Raw genomic sequence first — 15,614 nt, 5'->3', positions numbered from 1 at the left:
CGTGGCCCGGGCCGCCCGGATCGGCACGCTCGGCTCCCGGGGTGCCTCCCGCTCGACCACCGGCGGAGCGACCCGCTCCGGGAAGCTGGTCGGCGCGGTGGGCAGCGCGGCGGGCAGTGGCCGCTGACCGGCGTTCACCGCGGAGCCGCCGGCGGCGGCCGGCCGGAACGGGCGTACGGTCGGCGTCTCCTCCCGCGCCTCGACGGGGCGGGGACGGGCCGCGGGCCGGTGCGGGGTGGCGCCGCCCATGTGGGTGGCGACGTCCAGACCCGCCATCAGCTCGGCGAAGGCGGCGCCGGTGTCTCCCATGCCGGCGTCGCGGCTCTCCTGCCGGGCCCGGGCGGGTGGACCCTCGGTGGTCACCCGGTCCTGTGACTCGGCCTGTTCGAGCAGGCGCTCGAAGTTCTGTGTGCCGTTCTGGGCGACGGTTTGTTGCGCCATGTCATCACTCTCCTCGTTGGGATCCGGTACCTCGACGGAGAGCTCGTAGTGCTGCTTCGCGAAGAAGCCGCCGATACCACCGCTCCGTACCTTGTCGGCGGAAATGATCCGCACGCTCGAGCCGTACTCGTCACGTACCTGAGCCAGCAGTGGCTCGATGGCCGGTCCCTCAAGCAGCACCCGCGTAGGCACCGTTCACCACCCCTATCGTCTCGATCTGTGCGGTGGAACCAGAGATTTCGCTGTACGACAGCACCTGCACCCGGCGGGAACCGGCCCGCAGCAGTCGCATCAGTGGCAGCCGCAGTTGTGGTGAGCAGGCCAGGACCGGGTTGAGGCCCTGCTGCTCGGCGGCCTCGGAGAGCCGGCTCGCCTCGCTGACGATCGCCTCGGCACGCATGCCGTCGATCGCCATGAAGGCTCCTGTTTCGCTGGGGCGCAGCGATTCCAGCAGACCCTGCTCGAGCATCGGGTCCAGCGTGATCACGGTGAGCCGGCCGGCGGTCGTGTACTGGGCCGCGATGGCCGGGCCGAGCGCGCCGCGGGCCGCCTCGACCAGGCTGTCGTGGTCGGAGGAGACCTTCGCCCGCAGCGACAGCGCCTCGAAGATCCGGACCAGGTCGCGGATCGGCACTCCCTCGTCCAGCAGCGCCTGCAGCACCTTCTGGACCTGCCCGAGGCTGAGCAGGGCCGGGGTCAGTTCCTCGACCACGACCGGGTGGGTGCGTTTGACCATCTCGCTCAGCGCCCGGACGTCCTCACGGCCGAGCAGGCGGCTGGCGTTGGTCCGGACGATCTCGGCGAGGTGCGTGATGATCACCGACGCCCGGTCCACGACCGTCGCGCCGGAGAGTTCTGCCTGGTAGTGCAGCTCGGCCGGAACCCACTTGCCGGCCAGGCCGAAGACCGGCTCGACGCCGGCCCGGCCGGGCAGCGCCTGCAGTCCCTCGCCGATGGCGAGGACGGTGCCCGGCGGCGCCTGCCCGGCGCCGGCATCGACACCGGAGATGCGGATCGCGTACGACGACAGCGGCAGGTCCAGGTCGTCGCGGGTACGCACCGGCGGCATGATCACGCCGAGTTCCATGGCCATCTTGCGGCGCAGGGCGCGAACCCGGTCCAGCAGGTCCCCGCTGCTGGCGTCGACCAGGTCGACCAGGTCGGGGGCGAGGGCGAGTTCGAGCGGGTCGATCCGCATCTCGCCGAGCAACTGCTCGGGCGAGTCGGCGGCCGGCATCTCGACCGCCTCCGCCACGGCCGTCTCGACCGCCTCCGGCACCGGGTCCTTCACCCGCTGGGCGATCGCCAGCACCGCCGCACCGACCAGCAGGAAGGGAAGTTTCGGCAACCCGGGGATGACGCAGAGGGCGAGCGCGGCGCCGCCGCCGATGCGCAGGGCCAGCTTGTTCTGGCTGAGCTGGGTGGTGACCGTCTGCCCCATGTCACCGGAGGTGGCGGAGCGGGTCACGATCAGACCGGTGGCGACCGAGAGCAGCAGCGCGGGCACCTGGGAGACCAGGCCGTCGCCGATGGTCAGCATGCTGTAGTGGTTCATCGCGTCGACCGGCGCCATGCCCTGCTGCAGGATGCCGACCGCGAAGCCGCCGACCAGGTTGATCACCGTGATGATGATCGCGGCGATGGCGTCGCCCTTGACGAACTTGGAGCCACCGTCCATCGCGCCGTAGAACTCGGCCTCGGCGGCCACCTCGGCCCGCCGTGCCTTCGCCCCGGCCTCGTCGATCAGGCCGGCGTTGAGGTCGGCGTCGATCGCCATCTGCTTACCGGGCATGGCGTCGAGGGTGAACCGGGCGCCGACCTCGGCGACCCGCTCGGCACCCTTGGTCACCACGATCATCTGGACGATCACCAGGATCGCGAAGATGACCAGACCGATGACCAGGCTGCCACCGACGACGAAGCTGCCGAACGCGTGAATCACCTTGCCGGCGTCGCCGTCGCGCAGCACCAGCCGGGTGGCGCTGATGTTGAGCGCCAGCCGGAAGAGCGTGAGCACGAGCAGCAGGGCGGGGAAGACCGCGAAGTCGAGCGGCTTCTGGACGAACATGCTGACCAGCAGAACGAGCAGGGCCACCGTGATGTTGACCGCGATCAGCAAGTCCAGCAGGAAGGTCGGCAGTGGGACGACCATCATGATGATGATGCCGATGACCCCCACGGGTACGGCCAACTTGCTGAGCTTCAGGTCTTTCACGACACCTTCCATGCGTCGTCCAGGCGTCCTCGCGTCCGGCGTCCGATGCCGTCACTGAGGTCGCTGTGGCACCGCCACGCACCGATCTTCCCTGCTCTTGCACCGCGACGTGAGGAAATCTCCTGAAATTTCGGTTATGCCATGGCTGGTGTGGGGTTCGGGTTGCGGTGGACGCCGGCCGCCGCACCGCGCGCCTTCAGGCTCATCACGAAGGCCAGCACCTTCGCCACCGCGCCGTAGAACTCCGCCGGGATCTCCTGGCCGATCTCGCAGCCGGCGTTCAGCGCCCGCGCCAGGGCCACGTCCTGCACCATCGGGACCCGGTTGTCGGTGGCGAGCTGGCGGATCTTCGCGGCCAGCGGTCCTTTGCCCTTCGCCACCACGCGCGGCGCGCCCTTCTCCGGTTCGTACCGCAGGGCGACGGCGACGTGCACCGGGTTGACCACCACCACGTCCGCGGTGGGCACGTCCGCCATCTGCCGGCTGCGGGCCATGGCCATCTGCCGGGCCCGGATCTGGCCCTTGACCAGCGGGTCACCCTCGGTGTTCTTGTACTCCTGCTTGACCTCTTCCTTGGTCATCCGCAGTTGCTTCTTGGTGCGCCGGCGCACCACGAAGTAGTCGGCCGCCGCCATCACGATGCCGGCCACCGCGGCCGCCCGGATCAGCTGGAGCGAGGCGTCCTTGACCGTCGACAGCAGCGAGGCGAGCGGGAGCTGCCCGGCCGACATCAGCACCGGCACGATGTCCTTCATCGTGAAGTAGAGGACGGCGCCCAGCACGAGGGTCTTGACCAGCGCCTTCACGCCCTCCCAGAGGGCCTGCGGGCCGAGGATGCGCTTGAGGCCGGAGAACGGGTTCAGCCGGTTGAACTTGGGGATGAACAGCTTGGTCGCCACCCGGATGCCGCCCTGGGCGCCGGCGGCCACGACACCCACCGCCATCATGGTCAGCGCCAGCGGCAACACCGCCCAGGCGCCACTGAGCAGGCCGTCCTTGAGGATGGCGAGCGTCATGGCCGGGTCCGGGTCGGCGATCGTGTCCGGCACCTTCGTCATCGCCTCGCGGGCGTGCTCCATGGCCTTGTTCAGGGTGCGCGGCAGCATGATGCTGGCGGCCAGCATGCCCACCCAGGCGCCGAGGTCCTGGGTCTTGCCGATCTGGCCCTCTTGCTTCGCCTTCTTGAGTTTTTGTTGAGTCGGTTCCTCGGTCTTCTCGCCGGACATGACCCCACCCCCTTTTCCGGCATCTCTCCGGTGACCGGTCAGCCTCCGCTGAGCCGGACCACCGCGGTGACCGCCTTGTCGACCAGCGTGTCGAGCACGCCCGGGAGCATCGCGATGGCGATGCCGGAGAGCGTCACCACCAGGAAGATCTTGATCGGGAAGCCGAGCTGGAACGCGTTGAGCGCGGGCGCCACCCGGTTCAGCAGGCCGAGCGCGACGTCGGCGAGGAACAGCACGGCGATCAGCGGCCCGGCGATCTGCACCGCGGCCACGAACATCTCACCGATCCCGCGGACCAGCAGCCGGCTGAACGTCTCCATCGTGAAGGCGGTGTCCAGCGGCAGCGTACGGAAACTCTGCAGGAAGCCACGCAGGATCAGCTGGTGCCCGTCGCTGGCGAAGAGCATGGTGACCGCGAGGAGCTGGTAGAACCGGCCGAAGATCGAGCTCTGGCTCATCGACCACGGGTCGTAGGCCATCGCCAGCGTGAAACCGCCGAAGAGGTCGAGCAGGTCACCCGCGGCCTGGATGGCGGCGAAGAGCATCAGCGTCAGGAAGCCCAGCGCGGCGCCGATGAAGACCTGCAGCGCCGCGCTGGCGATCAGGTCACGGGTCTCCAGCGACGGCACCGTCTGGCGCAGGTAGGGCGCCATCGGCAGCGTGAGGCCGATGGAGAGCAGCACTTTGACCTGCCCCGGGATCAGCCGGGAGTTGAAGGGCGGGCAGAGCATCATCCACGCACCGGTGCGCACCGCCCCCAGCATGATCGCCAGCAGCTCCGCGGTGGCCAGGTCGAAGTTCATGATCTCAGTACGAACCGACCAACGCCGTGATGATCAGGCCCCACCCGTTCACCAGCACGAACAGCAACAGCTTGAACGGGAGTGCCACGGTCACCGGTGGCAGCATCATCATGCCCAGCGACATCAGCGACGCCGACACCACGAGGTCGATGATGAGGAACGGGATGAAGATGACGAAGCCGATGATGAAGGCGGCCCGCAGCTCGGAGAGGATGAAGGCCGGGATCAGCGTGGTGAGCGGCACCGACTCCATGTTCGCCGGCCGGTCCTCACCGGACACCTTGATCATCAGGGCCAGCTCGTCCTCGCGGGTCACGCCGGACATGAACTCCCGCAGCGGCTCCACCCCGTCACGGAACGCCTGGGACTGCGTCTTGTCGCCGGCCAGGTAGGGCTGCACGCCCTGTTCGTTGATGGCCGACACGGTCGGGCCCATGATGAACAGGCTGAGGAACAGCGCCAGCCCGGCGAGCACCTGGTTGGGCGGCATGCTGGTCAGGCCGAGCGCGTTGCGGGTGATGCCGAGGACCATGAAGACCTTGGTGAAGCAGGTGCAGAGCAGCAGCAGCGCCGGCGCCACCGAGAGCAGGGTCAGCCCGAGGACGATCACCAGCGAGGAGGCCGGGCGGCTGCCGTCCGGGTTCGTGCCGCCGACCTCGATGTTGATGCTGGGTGGCGAGGGCGGCGCGGGCGCCTGCGGCGCCGCCACCACAGCGCCGCCCATATCACCGGGCAGCGCGGAAGCGGCGGCGGGAAGCAGGAACACAGCCAGCCCGGCACCCAGCATCAGCAGCAGGATCGCGCGTCGCATCATCGTCGCGACGTCCGGTCGCGGAGGAACTCCAGCGGTGAGGTCCAGGAGCGCGGCGTGCTGTCCGGCCGTCCGCCGACGTCGACCGGGTGCCAGTCGGGCAGGGTCACGGCGTCCACCTCCAGGTGGTCGCGATGCTCGGGCGGCTCCGGTTCGAAGACGTCGAGATCGGTTTCGCCCAGCAGGTTGACCTGCTGGTCGGTGACGCCCAGTACGAGCGCCCGGTCGGACACCTTGACCACGGCCACCACCGCGCCGCGGCTCAGTTGCTGCCGGTTGAGCACCGCCAGCGGGCCGGAGGCGCGGCCGCCGTACGGGCGGCGTATCACCCGGGCCAGGCCCCACATCAGGAAGAGGACGACCAACAGCGAGAAGGCGACCTGGACGACGAGCCCGATCAAGACGGTTACCCCTACTCGGCGCCGGGCGAGACGATCTCGGTGATCCGGATGCCGAAGTTCTCGTCGACCACCACGACCTCACCACGGGCGATCAGCCGGCCGTTGACCAGCAGGTCGGCGGGACTGCCCGCGGCCCGGTCCAGCTCGACGATCGCGCCGGGCGCCAGCGAGAGCAGCTCCCGGACGCTCATCCGGGTCCGGCCCAGTTCGGCCGAGACCTCCATCTCGACGTCGTGCAGCATGTCCAGGCCACCGCCACCGCGGGCGCCGGTGGGCATCCGGGCCGCCTGCGGCGCCAGGCTCGCGGCGGGCTCGTCGCCCGGCCACTGACTCAGCGCCAGGGCGACCACCGCATGGACCGCCTCGTCGTCGCGTAGCGGGACCGCGACCGCGCCGGGCTTCGTGGCCAGCGCGCTGAGCGCGACCGACGGCTCCATCAGCTGGCCCGGGTCGAGCACCACCGGGCCGAAGACGCGTGCGGCCGCCTCCAGGGCGGGCCGGACCGCGGCCGTCAGGTCCAGTTCGCCGAGCGGGCTCTCCCGCAGCGCGTCCGCCAGGTCCTGGCCGACCACCACGACGACCTCTCCGGACGCGGCGCCGGTGAACCGTGCCGTGATCGCTTGCCCGTCTATCACCGTCCCGGCATCGGGAGCCACCGGGTCGGCGGCGACCAGCGCCCGGCTGGTGGGCAGGACACCGAGCGCGGCCTCGGCGGCGTTCCGGGCGAGCGCCAGCTGCGGCGCGGAGATGGTGGGGGCGGTCATGAGCGGCCAGACTCCTTGGACGAGTTCTCGTTGGGCGACGGCACGACGAGACAGGCGAGGCGGGCGCCTTGGTTACCGGGAACGGCATGGCCGAAGACGATGTCGTTGACGGTCACCTCGAGCGGCCGGCTGGTCGGATGCCCCAGCGGCACGACGTCACCCGGACGTAGATCCACGATGTCATCGGTACGCATCCGAATGGGCTGGAATCGCACTGCTACGTCGATCGGAGCCGCGGAAAGTCCGGCGGTGAGGTTGCGCAGGGCCCGGTCCTTGGCCTGCCGCTCGGCCGCGCTGAGCACGATCGTCTCCTGGCGGGAGAGCACCGGCAGGATCGTGTTGAACGGCAGGCAGATGGTGGCGATGCACTCCTCGGCGCCGATCTTCGTCTCGAAGGAGGCCACCACGACGGCGTCACCGGGGGCGTGCGCGCGCAGGAACTGCGCGTTGTACTCGATCTCTTTGAGCTTCGGCGAGATGTCGACCAGCGTCTCGAAGCCGTAGCGCAGTTCGCCGAGCATCCGCTCCAGCAGGCCGCGCAGCAGCGGCATCTCCACCTCGGTCAGCGGCCGCTCCGGCTGGGAGCCGCCGGGGCCGCCGAGCATGTGGTCGATCGCGGTCATCACGGCGGACTGGGCGATCTCCATGAGCACCGTGCCGGGAAGCGGCTCCAGGACGACCACGCCGATAATCGTGGGATTGGCGAGCGAGGCGACGTACTCGTCGTAGTTGATCTGCTCAATGGAGATCAACGAAACATTGCTGACCGCCCGGAGCCGGGTGGTCAGCAGGGTGCCGCAGCTGCGCGCGTACGTCTCGAAGGCGATCTGCAGGGTGCGGACGTGCTCGCGGGAGAGCTTGATGGGGCGGCGGAAGTCGTACGGCGCCGGCCCTCCGCTTTGGCCGCGACGTGAAATCCTGCCGGGGGAACGCGAAGCGGTGGTCACGTCGTCCTCATCGGCTCACTTACCGAACCGCTGAGCCCTGGCGCCGTTTTCATCCACTTTTTCGACCGATGGGCAGGTCCCCCGGTGGAGGACCTGCCCGTTCGGCTGTGCGCTGGTTACTGGGTCACGAAGGAGGTGAAGTAGACGTCCATGACGGTCTCGTGCCCGTCGTGCTCGTACGCCTTCTTGACCTTCTCGAGGAACTCGGCCTTGATCGTGTTGCGGCCCTCGTCGGAGGAGAGCTCCGCGACCTCGCGACCGGTGTAGGTCTCGATCGCCAGGTTCAGCGCCTCGCTGACGTCGACCTCGTGCGTGCCGGCTTCCTCGGTCATCTGCAGGGCGAAACCGAACTTCAGGTAGTGGCCGTCGGCGAGGTTCACCGTCAGCGTGTTCTCGACCGCGACCACGATGCCCTTCACCGGCTCCTCCGCGGCCTCCGCCGAGTCGCCCTTCAGCATGAAGAACGCTCCGGCGCCGCCACCGACCAGCACGACCAGGGCCGCGGCGATGATGATCATGAGCATCTTCTTCGACTTCTTCGGCGCTTCAGCCGCCGTGTCCTTCTCGTCCGCCATCGGAACTCCCCTCAGTTCAGTCGTGCGAAGTGGTCGTGGTCTTAGTGGTGGTCTGGGTGGTGCTCGCGGCCTTCTCGGCCGCCGCCGCCGCGGCTTCCGCCTGGGCGGCAGCCGTGGTCTGGCCGGTGTGCAGCTTGCTGTCCGTGCCGGAGGCGGCCGGCAGCAGCGCTGCCTGCTCCGGGGTGAGCTGGGTCAGGACGACGACGTCCACCCGGCGGTTCTGGGTGATCGACCGCGGGTCCTTCGGGTCGATCAGCGGCTTGGTGTCGGAGAAACCGACCGCGCTCAGCCGCTTCTTCGGGATCCCGTGCTCGGTGAAGAACCGAACCGTGGTCGAGGCCCGCGCGGCCGAGAGCTCCCAGCCGCTGGGGTAGTACGTGGTCTTCGCGTTCAGCTGGTTGGTGTGCCCGTCCACCTCGATGTTGTTGGGCAGACCGGCCAGGGTCGGAGCGATCGCCTTCAGGATCTTCTCGCCACCGGAGCGCAGGTCCGCCCGGTTCCCCGCGAAGACGACCTCGTTGGTCACGATGGTGACCACCAGGCCGCGCTGGTCGATGGTGAACTTCGCGCTGTTGAGCAGCTTCTGCGCCGCCAGTGCGTCGGCGATCTTCCGCTCGATGGCCTTGAGGTCTTCGGCCTCCTTGGCCGCCTTCTGAGCGTTGGCCGAAGCCCGCTTGCGGTCCTCGGCCAGGACCGCCCGGTCGACCGCCGCCTTCTGGGTGATGTTCAGGCCCTCGGTGCCGGAGGTGCCGTCGCCGGGGTTGGATCCCGGGTCGATCTGCACCACCTGAGCGTTGTTGGCCGCGCCGTCGAGCGGAGCCGACTGCCCCGTGAAGGCGACGCTGTCCGCGCCGAAGCCGGCCGACAGGCCCGCCGCCAACTGGGCGAACTTCTTCTGGTCCACGCTGCTCATCGCGAACAGCACCACGAAGAGAACGAACAGCAGGGTCATCATGTCGGCGTACGACACGAGCCACCGCTCGTGGTTGGCGTGCTCTTCGTGTTCCTCGTGCTTCTGCTTACGCTTGGCGCCCCCGCCGCCGGAACTCATCTAGATCAGGCCGCCTTCTTGGTCGACGAGGCCGCTTCGGCCTTCTTCATCTCGTCCGGGGGAAGCAGGCTACGGAGCTTCTGGGCGACCAGACGCGGGTTCGAGCCGGCCTGGATGGCCAGGACACCGTCGATGACCAGCTCCATCTCCTCAGCCTCGATCGCACTCAGCCGGGCCAGACGGGCGCCCATCGGCAGGAGGATCATGTTGGCGCTGAGCACGCCCCAGAGGGTGGCGCAGAAGGCCGCGGCGATCGAGTGGCCGAGCGTCTCGGGCTTGTCCAGGTTCTCCATGACGAGCACCAGACCCATGACCGTGCCGATGATGCCGATGGTCGGCGCGTAGCCGCCCCAGGCCTCGAAGAACTTCACGCCCACCTTGTCGGCCTTCTTCTTGGCGGCGACCTCGGCGTGCAGGATGTCGTGCAGCTCGTCCGGGTCGGTGCCGTCGATGGCCAGCTGCAGCCCGCGCTTGAGGAAGGGGTGCTCGACCGTCTTGACCGCGTCCTCGAGGGCCAGCAGGCCCTCGCGGCGAGCGCGCTCGGCCAGCTTCACGACGTTGTCGAGCAGCTGGGCCGGCGGGGTGACCTTGTTGGTGAAGCCCTTCTTGAGCTGCGCGCCGAAGGCCGCGGTGTCCTTCATGACGCCACCCGTCATGGCGGCGGCGAAGCCTCCACCGAAGACCAGCAGCATCGACGGCCACAGCATGATGGAGGCGGGCGAGCCACCCTCCACGATCTGGACCAGGAAGACAATGCCCAGGCCGAGGGCGACACCGATAATGGTTGCGAGGTCCATCAGCGTTCCTTCCGGTGCAGCGGGAGCACCTTGGCGTCGAGCTCGTCATCCGACGAGGAGAGGGACGAGGAGTTGGCAGCCACAAGCTCGGGCTCCATGCGGCTCGCCTGGGCGATCAGCGAGGCGCGGTAATGACGCACCGAGTCGATGAACTCGGGCACGGACTCGGAGATGATGTACTTGGTGCCGTCCACCAGGGTGACGACCGTGTCGGGCGTGCAGTCGACACGCTCGACGAGATCCGGGTTCAGAGCGAACACGGCACCGTTGATGCGGGTTACGAGGATCACGACTTTCCGTCCTTGGTTGTCTTGGCTGGTGGGGCCCTCCGTGGCCCGTCACCTAGTACTTCGGTCGATAGCCGGTTGCTGATGAGATCGCGGTGGTGGCTATCCGGGTGCGAACGTCACCGCTCTCGGGGCGCTCACGAAGAAGGCCGGGACAGGCACGAATGCCCGTCCCGGCCTGCTACGGCCGCGGAAACGACTAACGCTTCATGCTGACGAGCTCCTGGAGGATCTCGTCGGAGGTGGTGATGATGCGGGAGTTCGCCTGGAAGCCGCGCTGGGCGACGACCAGGTTGGTGAACTCCTGCGCGAGGTCGACGTTCGACATCTCCAGCGCACCGGAGATGACCTGGCCCATGCCGGCACTGCCGGGTTCGCCGACCTGGGCGTACCCGGAGTTGACCGTGGTGCGGAACATCGAGTTGCCGACCTTCTCCAGGCCGGCGACGTTCTTGAAGGTCGCCATCGCGACCTGGCCCAGCGTCTTCTTCAAGCCGTTGCTGTAGACGCCGATGATCTCACCGGTGTCGGAGACGGTGTAGGAGAGCGAGGTGAGCGCACCGGCCGCCTGGCCGTCGGTGTCGAAGACTCGGGCGTCGGACTGCCCCGAGTACGTCGTCAGGTCGTCCATGCTGATCTGGAAGCCGCCGGCCAGCAGGTTCCCCGTCGCGGTATCCCAGGGAGCGGCGAGCGGACCCGGCTTGGTGACCTTGCCGTTGGTCATGGTGAAGGAGACCGCGGCGCCCATGTTGACACCGGCCTCGTCCTTCATCTGCAGGCTCCACGCCTGCGGCTCGGAGGCGACCTCCGGCCGGGTGAACTCGGCGATGACCGTGTGGGTCGCGCCCTTGTCGTCGAACACCTTCACCGGGATGGTGTGCGTGTAGTTGTTGGAGACGGTGTCGACCGGGTCGCTCGACAGGTTGCCCTTGAGGGTGATCGTCGTGGTCTCCTTCGGCGGGATGGTGCTGCCGAGCGGCATCTTGATGTCGTCGGGCTTGGCGGCCGAGTTCACCGTCCCGTCCTCGTCCGCGGTCCAGCCCTGCACCGGCTCACCAGTCGTGGTGACCAGGGTGCCGTTGGAATCGAAGAAGAACGAGCCGGCCCGGGTGTAGAGCGACTCCTGGCCGCTGCGGGTGATGAAGAAGCCGTCGCCCTGGATCATCATGTCGCCGGACTTGCCGGTGGTCTGTGCCGATCCCTGACTGAAGTTGGCCGTGACGCCGGCGACCCGGACACCCAGGCCGATCTGCGCCGGGTTGGTGCCGCCCTGGCCGTCCTGGGGCGATCCTGCGGCACCCATCATCTGGCTCAGCGTGTCGCTGAACTGCACCTGCGACGACTTGTAACCGGTGGTGTTGACGTTCGCGATGTTGTTACCCGTGACGTCGATCATCCGCTGGTGCGCGTTGAGGCCGCTGATACCGGAGTAAAGGGAACGCAGCATGGAGAGTCCTTAGCTTTAGGCGAGAGAAACCGATTCAGGCGGTCGTGGGTGTGGTGATTTCCATGACCTTGGACAGCTGCACATCCGTGTTCCCGACTTTGAGCGTCGGTTCGCTGTCGCCATTGAGCTTCGCTGCAGTGATCACGCCGGTTTGCTGAGCACCGGTGTCGTCCATGTACGTGACCGTTTTGCCGACCAGCGAACTAGCGCCGATCATGCGCTGCGACTGCAGCATGTTGATCATGTCTTCGAGCTTCTCGACCTGCGTGAACTGGGCGGTCTGCGCCAGGAACGCGGTCGAGTCGGCCGGCTTGGTGGGGTCCTGGTACTTCAACTGGGCGACCAGGAGCTTCATGAAGGTGTCCTTGTCGCCGAGCGACTTGCTCTTGGCTTCCGTGGCCTTGGCCGCGGCCAGTGCCTTCGCGGCATCAGCGGCGCCGGGGCCGAGTGGTCCGGAGGTCGGTGAGGTCATTGACTTCTCCTGTCCGTAGCAAGCTCAACCTAAGGTTCGGCCCGACCCTCAGATTGCTTAGCCACAAATTTGCGGGCCCGCCGAATCGGCGGGCCCGCAACGGGAGATCTTCAATTTTGTGCCTTCGGGTCGGTCAGGGTGCCAGGGACAGGCTCAGCTTGCCTTTGCCGTACCGGCTGACCTCGACCATCAGGTCCAGGCGCCGGCCCAGGGCCAGCAGGACCGCTCGCGCGTCGGCGGGCAGGTCCATCCCCGGGTAGACCACCTGGTAGAGCTTGATGTGCGGCGAGCCCTCCTTGTTGAGCAGGCTGGTGAACACGTTGCAGAGCTCACCGACGTTCTCCGCGAGGTTCGGGAAGAGCTGCTTCTCGTCGATGCTGTCCTCGGCGGCGCCGGCCGGCAGCAGACCGAGGGCCGCACCGGCGTTCGCCGCGAGGCTGAGCTGCATACCCATGCACGCGTAGATCTTCTGGCCGGCGTCGGTGAAGATGGCGACCGTCGCGGTGGTTACCTCCGGAGCGCTGAGCGGGTCGCCAGGGCTGACGATCACCTCACGACCGAGCAGATCCTCGAACAGGTTACGAACGGCTAGAGAGCCGGGAAGTACCGATACGTCTGACATGTCCTAATCATCCCAGGATAGGAGCGAAAACCTCATCGAATCGCTCAGCGGTGAAGGGTTTGACGATGAAGAAGTCCGCGCCGGCAGACTCGGCAGCCGTCTTCATCTCCGGTGTCGACTCCGAGGTCACGAAGCCGAACTTGACGTTGTTGCCGGCGGCCCGGAGCTGGCGAAGCACCTCGATGCCCGTCATGTGCGGCATGTTCCAGTCCGAGATGACCAGATCAGGCTGCTCCGCGGTGGCCTTGTCGAACGCTTCCTGACCGTCCGCGGCCTCGACCAGATCGTGATCGCCGAACCCGGCCTGACGCAGGGTCCGGACGACGATCTGCCGCATGACGCGGCTGTCATCGGCGATGAGGATCTTCATGCACCCTCCTCCTTGTTGTCGGTGCTGCTCTGCCACATCGAAATGGACACCGGTTCGCCCTCCCAGATCCCGTACACACCGCTGATGCGCTGGGTGTTCGGGTATCGGGCCGAGGATTCCGGCGCCAGCACCACCTGCGGGAGCGACAGTTGCGCCCCTGGTGGCAACATCGCCTTGACGTTGCCGCCGACGATGTTCGCCAGTTCGCCGAGCGTGTCGGAGATGTCCTCCTCGCTCACTTCCTCCATCTCCATCGCCAGGAAGGCGGCCGCGGCGCGCTGAGCGGCGGCACGGGAGGAGGCATAGACGATGTGTCCGCTCCAGGACCCCGTGATGGAGACCGAGGAGTGCACTTCTGAGGGCTGGTTCTCGTCGTACGTGGGGATCAGCGGGCTGATGCCCTCGGGGTCCAGGTACGACTCCCAGACCTGTTCCACCATCTCGGCGAGGTCACTCTCGTTGACCTCGACTTCGACACTCATGAGTTCGCTCCGGTCGGGACGAGGCCCAGCAGGGCCAGCTTTTCGATCATCGCGCCTTCGGTGAAAGGCTTGATCACGTACTCGTGGGCGCCCGCGGCGAGCGCCCGGACGATCTGGCTCTGTTCGCTCTCCGTGGTGACCATGACCAGAGTCATCTCCCGCAGCCGCGGATCGGCCCGAACCTTCGTGACGAACTCGAGCCCGTTCATGTTGGGCATGTTCCAGTCGATGAGGGCCAGCTCCGGCACCTCGGTCATGTCAGCAAGGAGATCCAGGGCCTCCTTGCCGTCCCCCGCCTCCACCGCCTCGAAGCTGAGCTTCGTGACGATGCGCTTGAGGATCATGCGCATCGCGCGCGAATCGTCGATCACCATGGCGCGCATCGGCGTCATCCCCTTCTCGCGGCACCGGCGGGCACCGCATTGCGAGTCCGGTAGGCAGAGGTGCGGCCGGCGGCCACCCGCTCGTAGTTGTCGTCGATCCCGATCGTGGTCTCGGCGGCACCGAGGAAGAGCAAACCGTCCGGGCGCAGGATCTTGGCTGCGTTCTGCAGCACCTGGCGCTTCGTGGCGACGTCGAAATAGATCAGCACGTTGCGCAGGAAGATCACGTCGAACGGCTGCATCGGCGGGAACGGCGCGGTCAGGCTCATGTGCTTGAACTCGACGTTCTTGCGCAGCGCCGGGATGACCCGCCAGTGCGCACCGGCCCGCTCGAAGTACTGCACCAGCTGGGTGGCCGCGAGACCGCGGTTCACCTCGACCTGGCTGTACTCGGCCTTCTGCGCGCGCTCCACCATCGCGGTGGAGATGTCGGTGCCGACGATCTCGTACGACCAGCCCGGCGGCAGCGTCTCCTGCAGGGTGATCGCGAGACTGTAGGCCTCCTGGCCGCTGGAGCTCGCCGCGGACCAGAACCGCAGCTTGCGCACCGTCGACCGGGACTTGATCAGCTCCGGCAGCACCACGTCGGTCAGCGCGGCGAACGGCTCCCGGTCCCGGAAGAAGGACGTCTCGTTGGTGGTCAGCGCGTCAATGATCTTGCGTTGGTACTGAGGGTTGGGACGCTTCTGCAGGTCGGTGATGAACTCGTTGACGTTCGCCGCCCCGACCGCACGGGCGACCGGGATCAGCCGCGCCTCGACCAGGTACTCCTTGCCGGGGGCCAGCACGATCGACGCTTCCCGGCGCACCAGGTTGGAGACGAACGCGAACTCCGCTTGCGAGAGGGTCATCGGGCCACCGCCGGCGACCGGCCCACCCGGACGCGGTTGAGCAGCGCCCCCGCGATCCGGTCCAGTGGCAGCACCTCGTCGGCCAGGCCCGCGCTGACCACAGCGCCGGGCATGCCCCAGACCACCGAGGTCGCCTCGTCCTGTGCGAGCACCTCGGCGCCCGAGTCTCGTAGCACTTTCGCACCACCCCGTCCGTCTTGTCCCATACCAGTAAGGACGGCGGCAAAGGCCGAACCGCCGTACAGCGCTGCCACCGAGCGGAACATCACGTCCACCGCCGGCCGGCACGAGTTCTCCTGCGGTGCGCCGCTGAGCTGCGTCAGCGTCGCCGTTCCCCGTCGCTGGAAGACCAGATGGCGGTCGCCCGGGGCGATGTAGACGTTGCCGGGCGCGAGCTCCATGCCCTCGCCCGCTTCCACGACGCGCAGCGGGGTGCTGCGGTCCAGCCGCTCGGCGAACATCTTGGTGAAGACCGGCGGCATGTGCTGCGTGATCACGATCGGCACCGGCAGGTCGGCCGGCAGCCCGAGCAGCACCTTGGTGAGCGCGTCCGGCCCGCCGGTCGACGAGCCGATCGCCAGGATGTCGATCTTTCCGCCGGTGCTGCGGCGGGTGGCCGGCCGTACCGGTGCGGGACCGGCAGCCGGCGGGCGTCCGGGCGCGGCCGGC

General features: G+C 67.9%; 19 protein-coding genes and 1 pseudogene. All 20 read right to left on the bottom strand.

The genetic code is table 11. The annotated features are described in order from the left end of the window. Nucleotides 1-621, bottom strand: a pseudogene (locus AB0F81_RS45245) (hypothetical protein); the annotation flags it as partial. Beyond that, nucleotides 611-2,656 carry a flagellar biosynthesis protein FlhA gene (locus AB0F81_RS45240; RefSeq protein WP_360209494.1) on the bottom strand — a complete coding sequence of 682 codons (2,046 nt, stop codon included), beginning with the start codon at nt 2,654-2,656 and terminating at the stop codon, nt 611-613. The pseudogene AB0F81_RS45245 and the gene AB0F81_RS45240, both read right to left, overlap by 11 nt. Nucleotides 2,657-2,790: 134 nt before the next feature. Continuing rightward, a complete protein-coding gene (locus AB0F81_RS45235; RefSeq protein ID WP_360209491.1) occupies nt 2,791-3,882 on the bottom strand; it encodes an EscU/YscU/HrcU family type III secretion system export apparatus switch protein in 1,092 nt (363 codons plus the stop codon). 38 nt (nt 3,883-3,920) lie between these two features. Beyond that, a complete protein-coding gene (locus tag AB0F81_RS45230) occupies nt 3,921-4,685 on the bottom strand; it encodes a flagellar biosynthetic protein FliR (protein ID WP_360209488.1) in 765 nt (254 codons plus the stop codon). Between the two features lie 4 nt (nt 4,686-4,689). Next, a complete protein-coding gene (gene fliP, locus AB0F81_RS45225) occupies nt 4,690-5,499 on the bottom strand; it encodes a flagellar type III secretion system pore protein FliP (RefSeq protein ID WP_360209485.1) in 810 nt (269 codons plus the stop codon). Continuing rightward, nucleotides 5,496-5,897 carry a flagellar biosynthetic protein FliO gene (locus tag AB0F81_RS45220; RefSeq protein WP_360209482.1) on the bottom strand — a complete coding sequence of 134 codons (402 nt, stop codon included), beginning with the start codon at nt 5,895-5,897 and terminating at the stop codon, nt 5,496-5,498. The genes fliP and AB0F81_RS45220 overlap by 4 nt, the downstream gene beginning before the upstream one ends. A gap of 11 nt (nt 5,898-5,908) precedes the next feature. Beyond that, nucleotides 5,909-6,661 (bottom strand): flagellar motor switch protein FliN, encoded by a 753-nt coding sequence (gene fliN, locus AB0F81_RS45215; RefSeq protein ID WP_360209479.1) that lies wholly within the window; start codon nt 6,659-6,661, stop codon nt 5,909-5,911. Then, on the bottom strand, nt 6,658-7,608 hold the full coding sequence (locus tag AB0F81_RS45210; protein WP_360209476.1) for a flagellar motor switch protein FliM: 951 nt from the start codon (nt 7,606-7,608) through the stop codon (nt 6,658-6,660). Before AB0F81_RS45210 ends, fliN begins: the two co-directional genes overlap by 4 nt. Before the next feature lie 116 nt (nt 7,609-7,724). Beyond that, on the bottom strand, nt 7,725-8,183 hold the full coding sequence (locus AB0F81_RS45205; RefSeq protein WP_360209473.1) for a flagellar basal body-associated FliL family protein: 459 nt from the start codon (nt 8,181-8,183) through the stop codon (nt 7,725-7,727). A 16-nt stretch (nt 8,184-8,199) separates the two neighbouring features. Beyond that, nucleotides 8,200-9,234 carry a flagellar motor protein MotB gene (locus AB0F81_RS45200; protein ID WP_360209470.1) on the bottom strand — a complete coding sequence of 345 codons (1,035 nt, stop codon included), beginning with the start codon at nt 9,232-9,234 and terminating at the stop codon, nt 8,200-8,202. A gap of 5 nt (nt 9,235-9,239) precedes the next feature. After that, the gene (locus AB0F81_RS45195; RefSeq protein ID WP_360209467.1) at nt 9,240-10,031 is read right to left on the bottom strand and encodes a motility protein A; all 792 of its coding nucleotides are present in this window, start codon (nt 10,029-10,031) and stop codon (nt 9,240-9,242) included. After that, nucleotides 10,031-10,321, bottom strand: a complete 291-nt coding sequence (locus AB0F81_RS45190; RefSeq protein ID WP_360209464.1) for a flagellar FlbD family protein — start codon at nt 10,319-10,321, stop codon at nt 10,031-10,033. The genes AB0F81_RS45195 and AB0F81_RS45190 overlap by 1 nt, the downstream gene beginning before the upstream one ends. Before the next feature lie 196 nt (nt 10,322-10,517). Beyond that, nucleotides 10,518-11,765, bottom strand: coding sequence for a flagellar hook protein FlgE (locus AB0F81_RS45185; protein WP_360209462.1), 1,248 nt, complete (start codon nt 11,763-11,765; stop codon nt 10,518-10,520). Between the two features lie 34 nt (nt 11,766-11,799). Next, nucleotides 11,800-12,237, bottom strand: coding sequence for a flagellar hook capping FlgD N-terminal domain-containing protein (locus AB0F81_RS45180; RefSeq protein ID WP_360209460.1), 438 nt, complete (start codon nt 12,235-12,237; stop codon nt 11,800-11,802). Nucleotides 12,238-12,370: 133 nt separating this feature from the next. Further along, nucleotides 12,371-12,859, bottom strand: a complete 489-nt coding sequence (locus tag AB0F81_RS45175; RefSeq protein ID WP_360209457.1) for a hypothetical protein — start codon at nt 12,857-12,859, stop codon at nt 12,371-12,373. Nucleotides 12,860-12,866: 7 nt separating this feature from the next. Further along, nucleotides 12,867-13,229: a response regulator gene (locus AB0F81_RS45170; RefSeq protein WP_360209454.1), complete on the bottom strand. Its 363-nt coding sequence runs from the start codon at nt 13,227-13,229 to the stop codon at nt 12,867-12,869. Further along, nucleotides 13,226-13,711 carry a chemotaxis protein CheX gene (locus AB0F81_RS45165; protein ID WP_360209451.1) on the bottom strand — a complete coding sequence of 162 codons (486 nt, stop codon included), beginning with the start codon at nt 13,709-13,711 and terminating at the stop codon, nt 13,226-13,228. Before AB0F81_RS45165 ends, AB0F81_RS45170 begins: the two co-directional genes overlap by 4 nt. Continuing rightward, nucleotides 13,708-14,094: a response regulator gene (locus AB0F81_RS45160; protein ID WP_360209448.1), complete on the bottom strand. Its 387-nt coding sequence runs from the start codon at nt 14,092-14,094 to the stop codon at nt 13,708-13,710. Before AB0F81_RS45160 ends, AB0F81_RS45165 begins: the two co-directional genes overlap by 4 nt. A 5-nt stretch (nt 14,095-14,099) precedes the next feature. Continuing rightward, complete coding sequence (locus AB0F81_RS45155) at nt 14,100-14,945, bottom strand: protein-glutamate O-methyltransferase CheR (protein ID WP_360209445.1); 846 nt, start codon at nt 14,943-14,945, stop codon at nt 14,100-14,102. After that, on the bottom strand, nt 14,942-15,614 hold a 673-nt coding region (locus AB0F81_RS45150), incomplete at its 5' end, for a CheB methylesterase domain-containing protein (RefSeq protein WP_360209442.1). The genes AB0F81_RS45150 and AB0F81_RS45155, both read right to left, overlap by 4 nt.

This window comes from Actinoplanes sp. NPDC024001, from assembly GCF_040638955.1.
Classification (GTDB): domain Bacteria; phylum Actinomycetota; class Actinomycetes; order Mycobacteriales; family Micromonosporaceae; genus Actinoplanes.
Note: the sequence above shows the minus strand (reverse complement) of the source record. Positions and strands in the feature narration are given on the sequence as shown.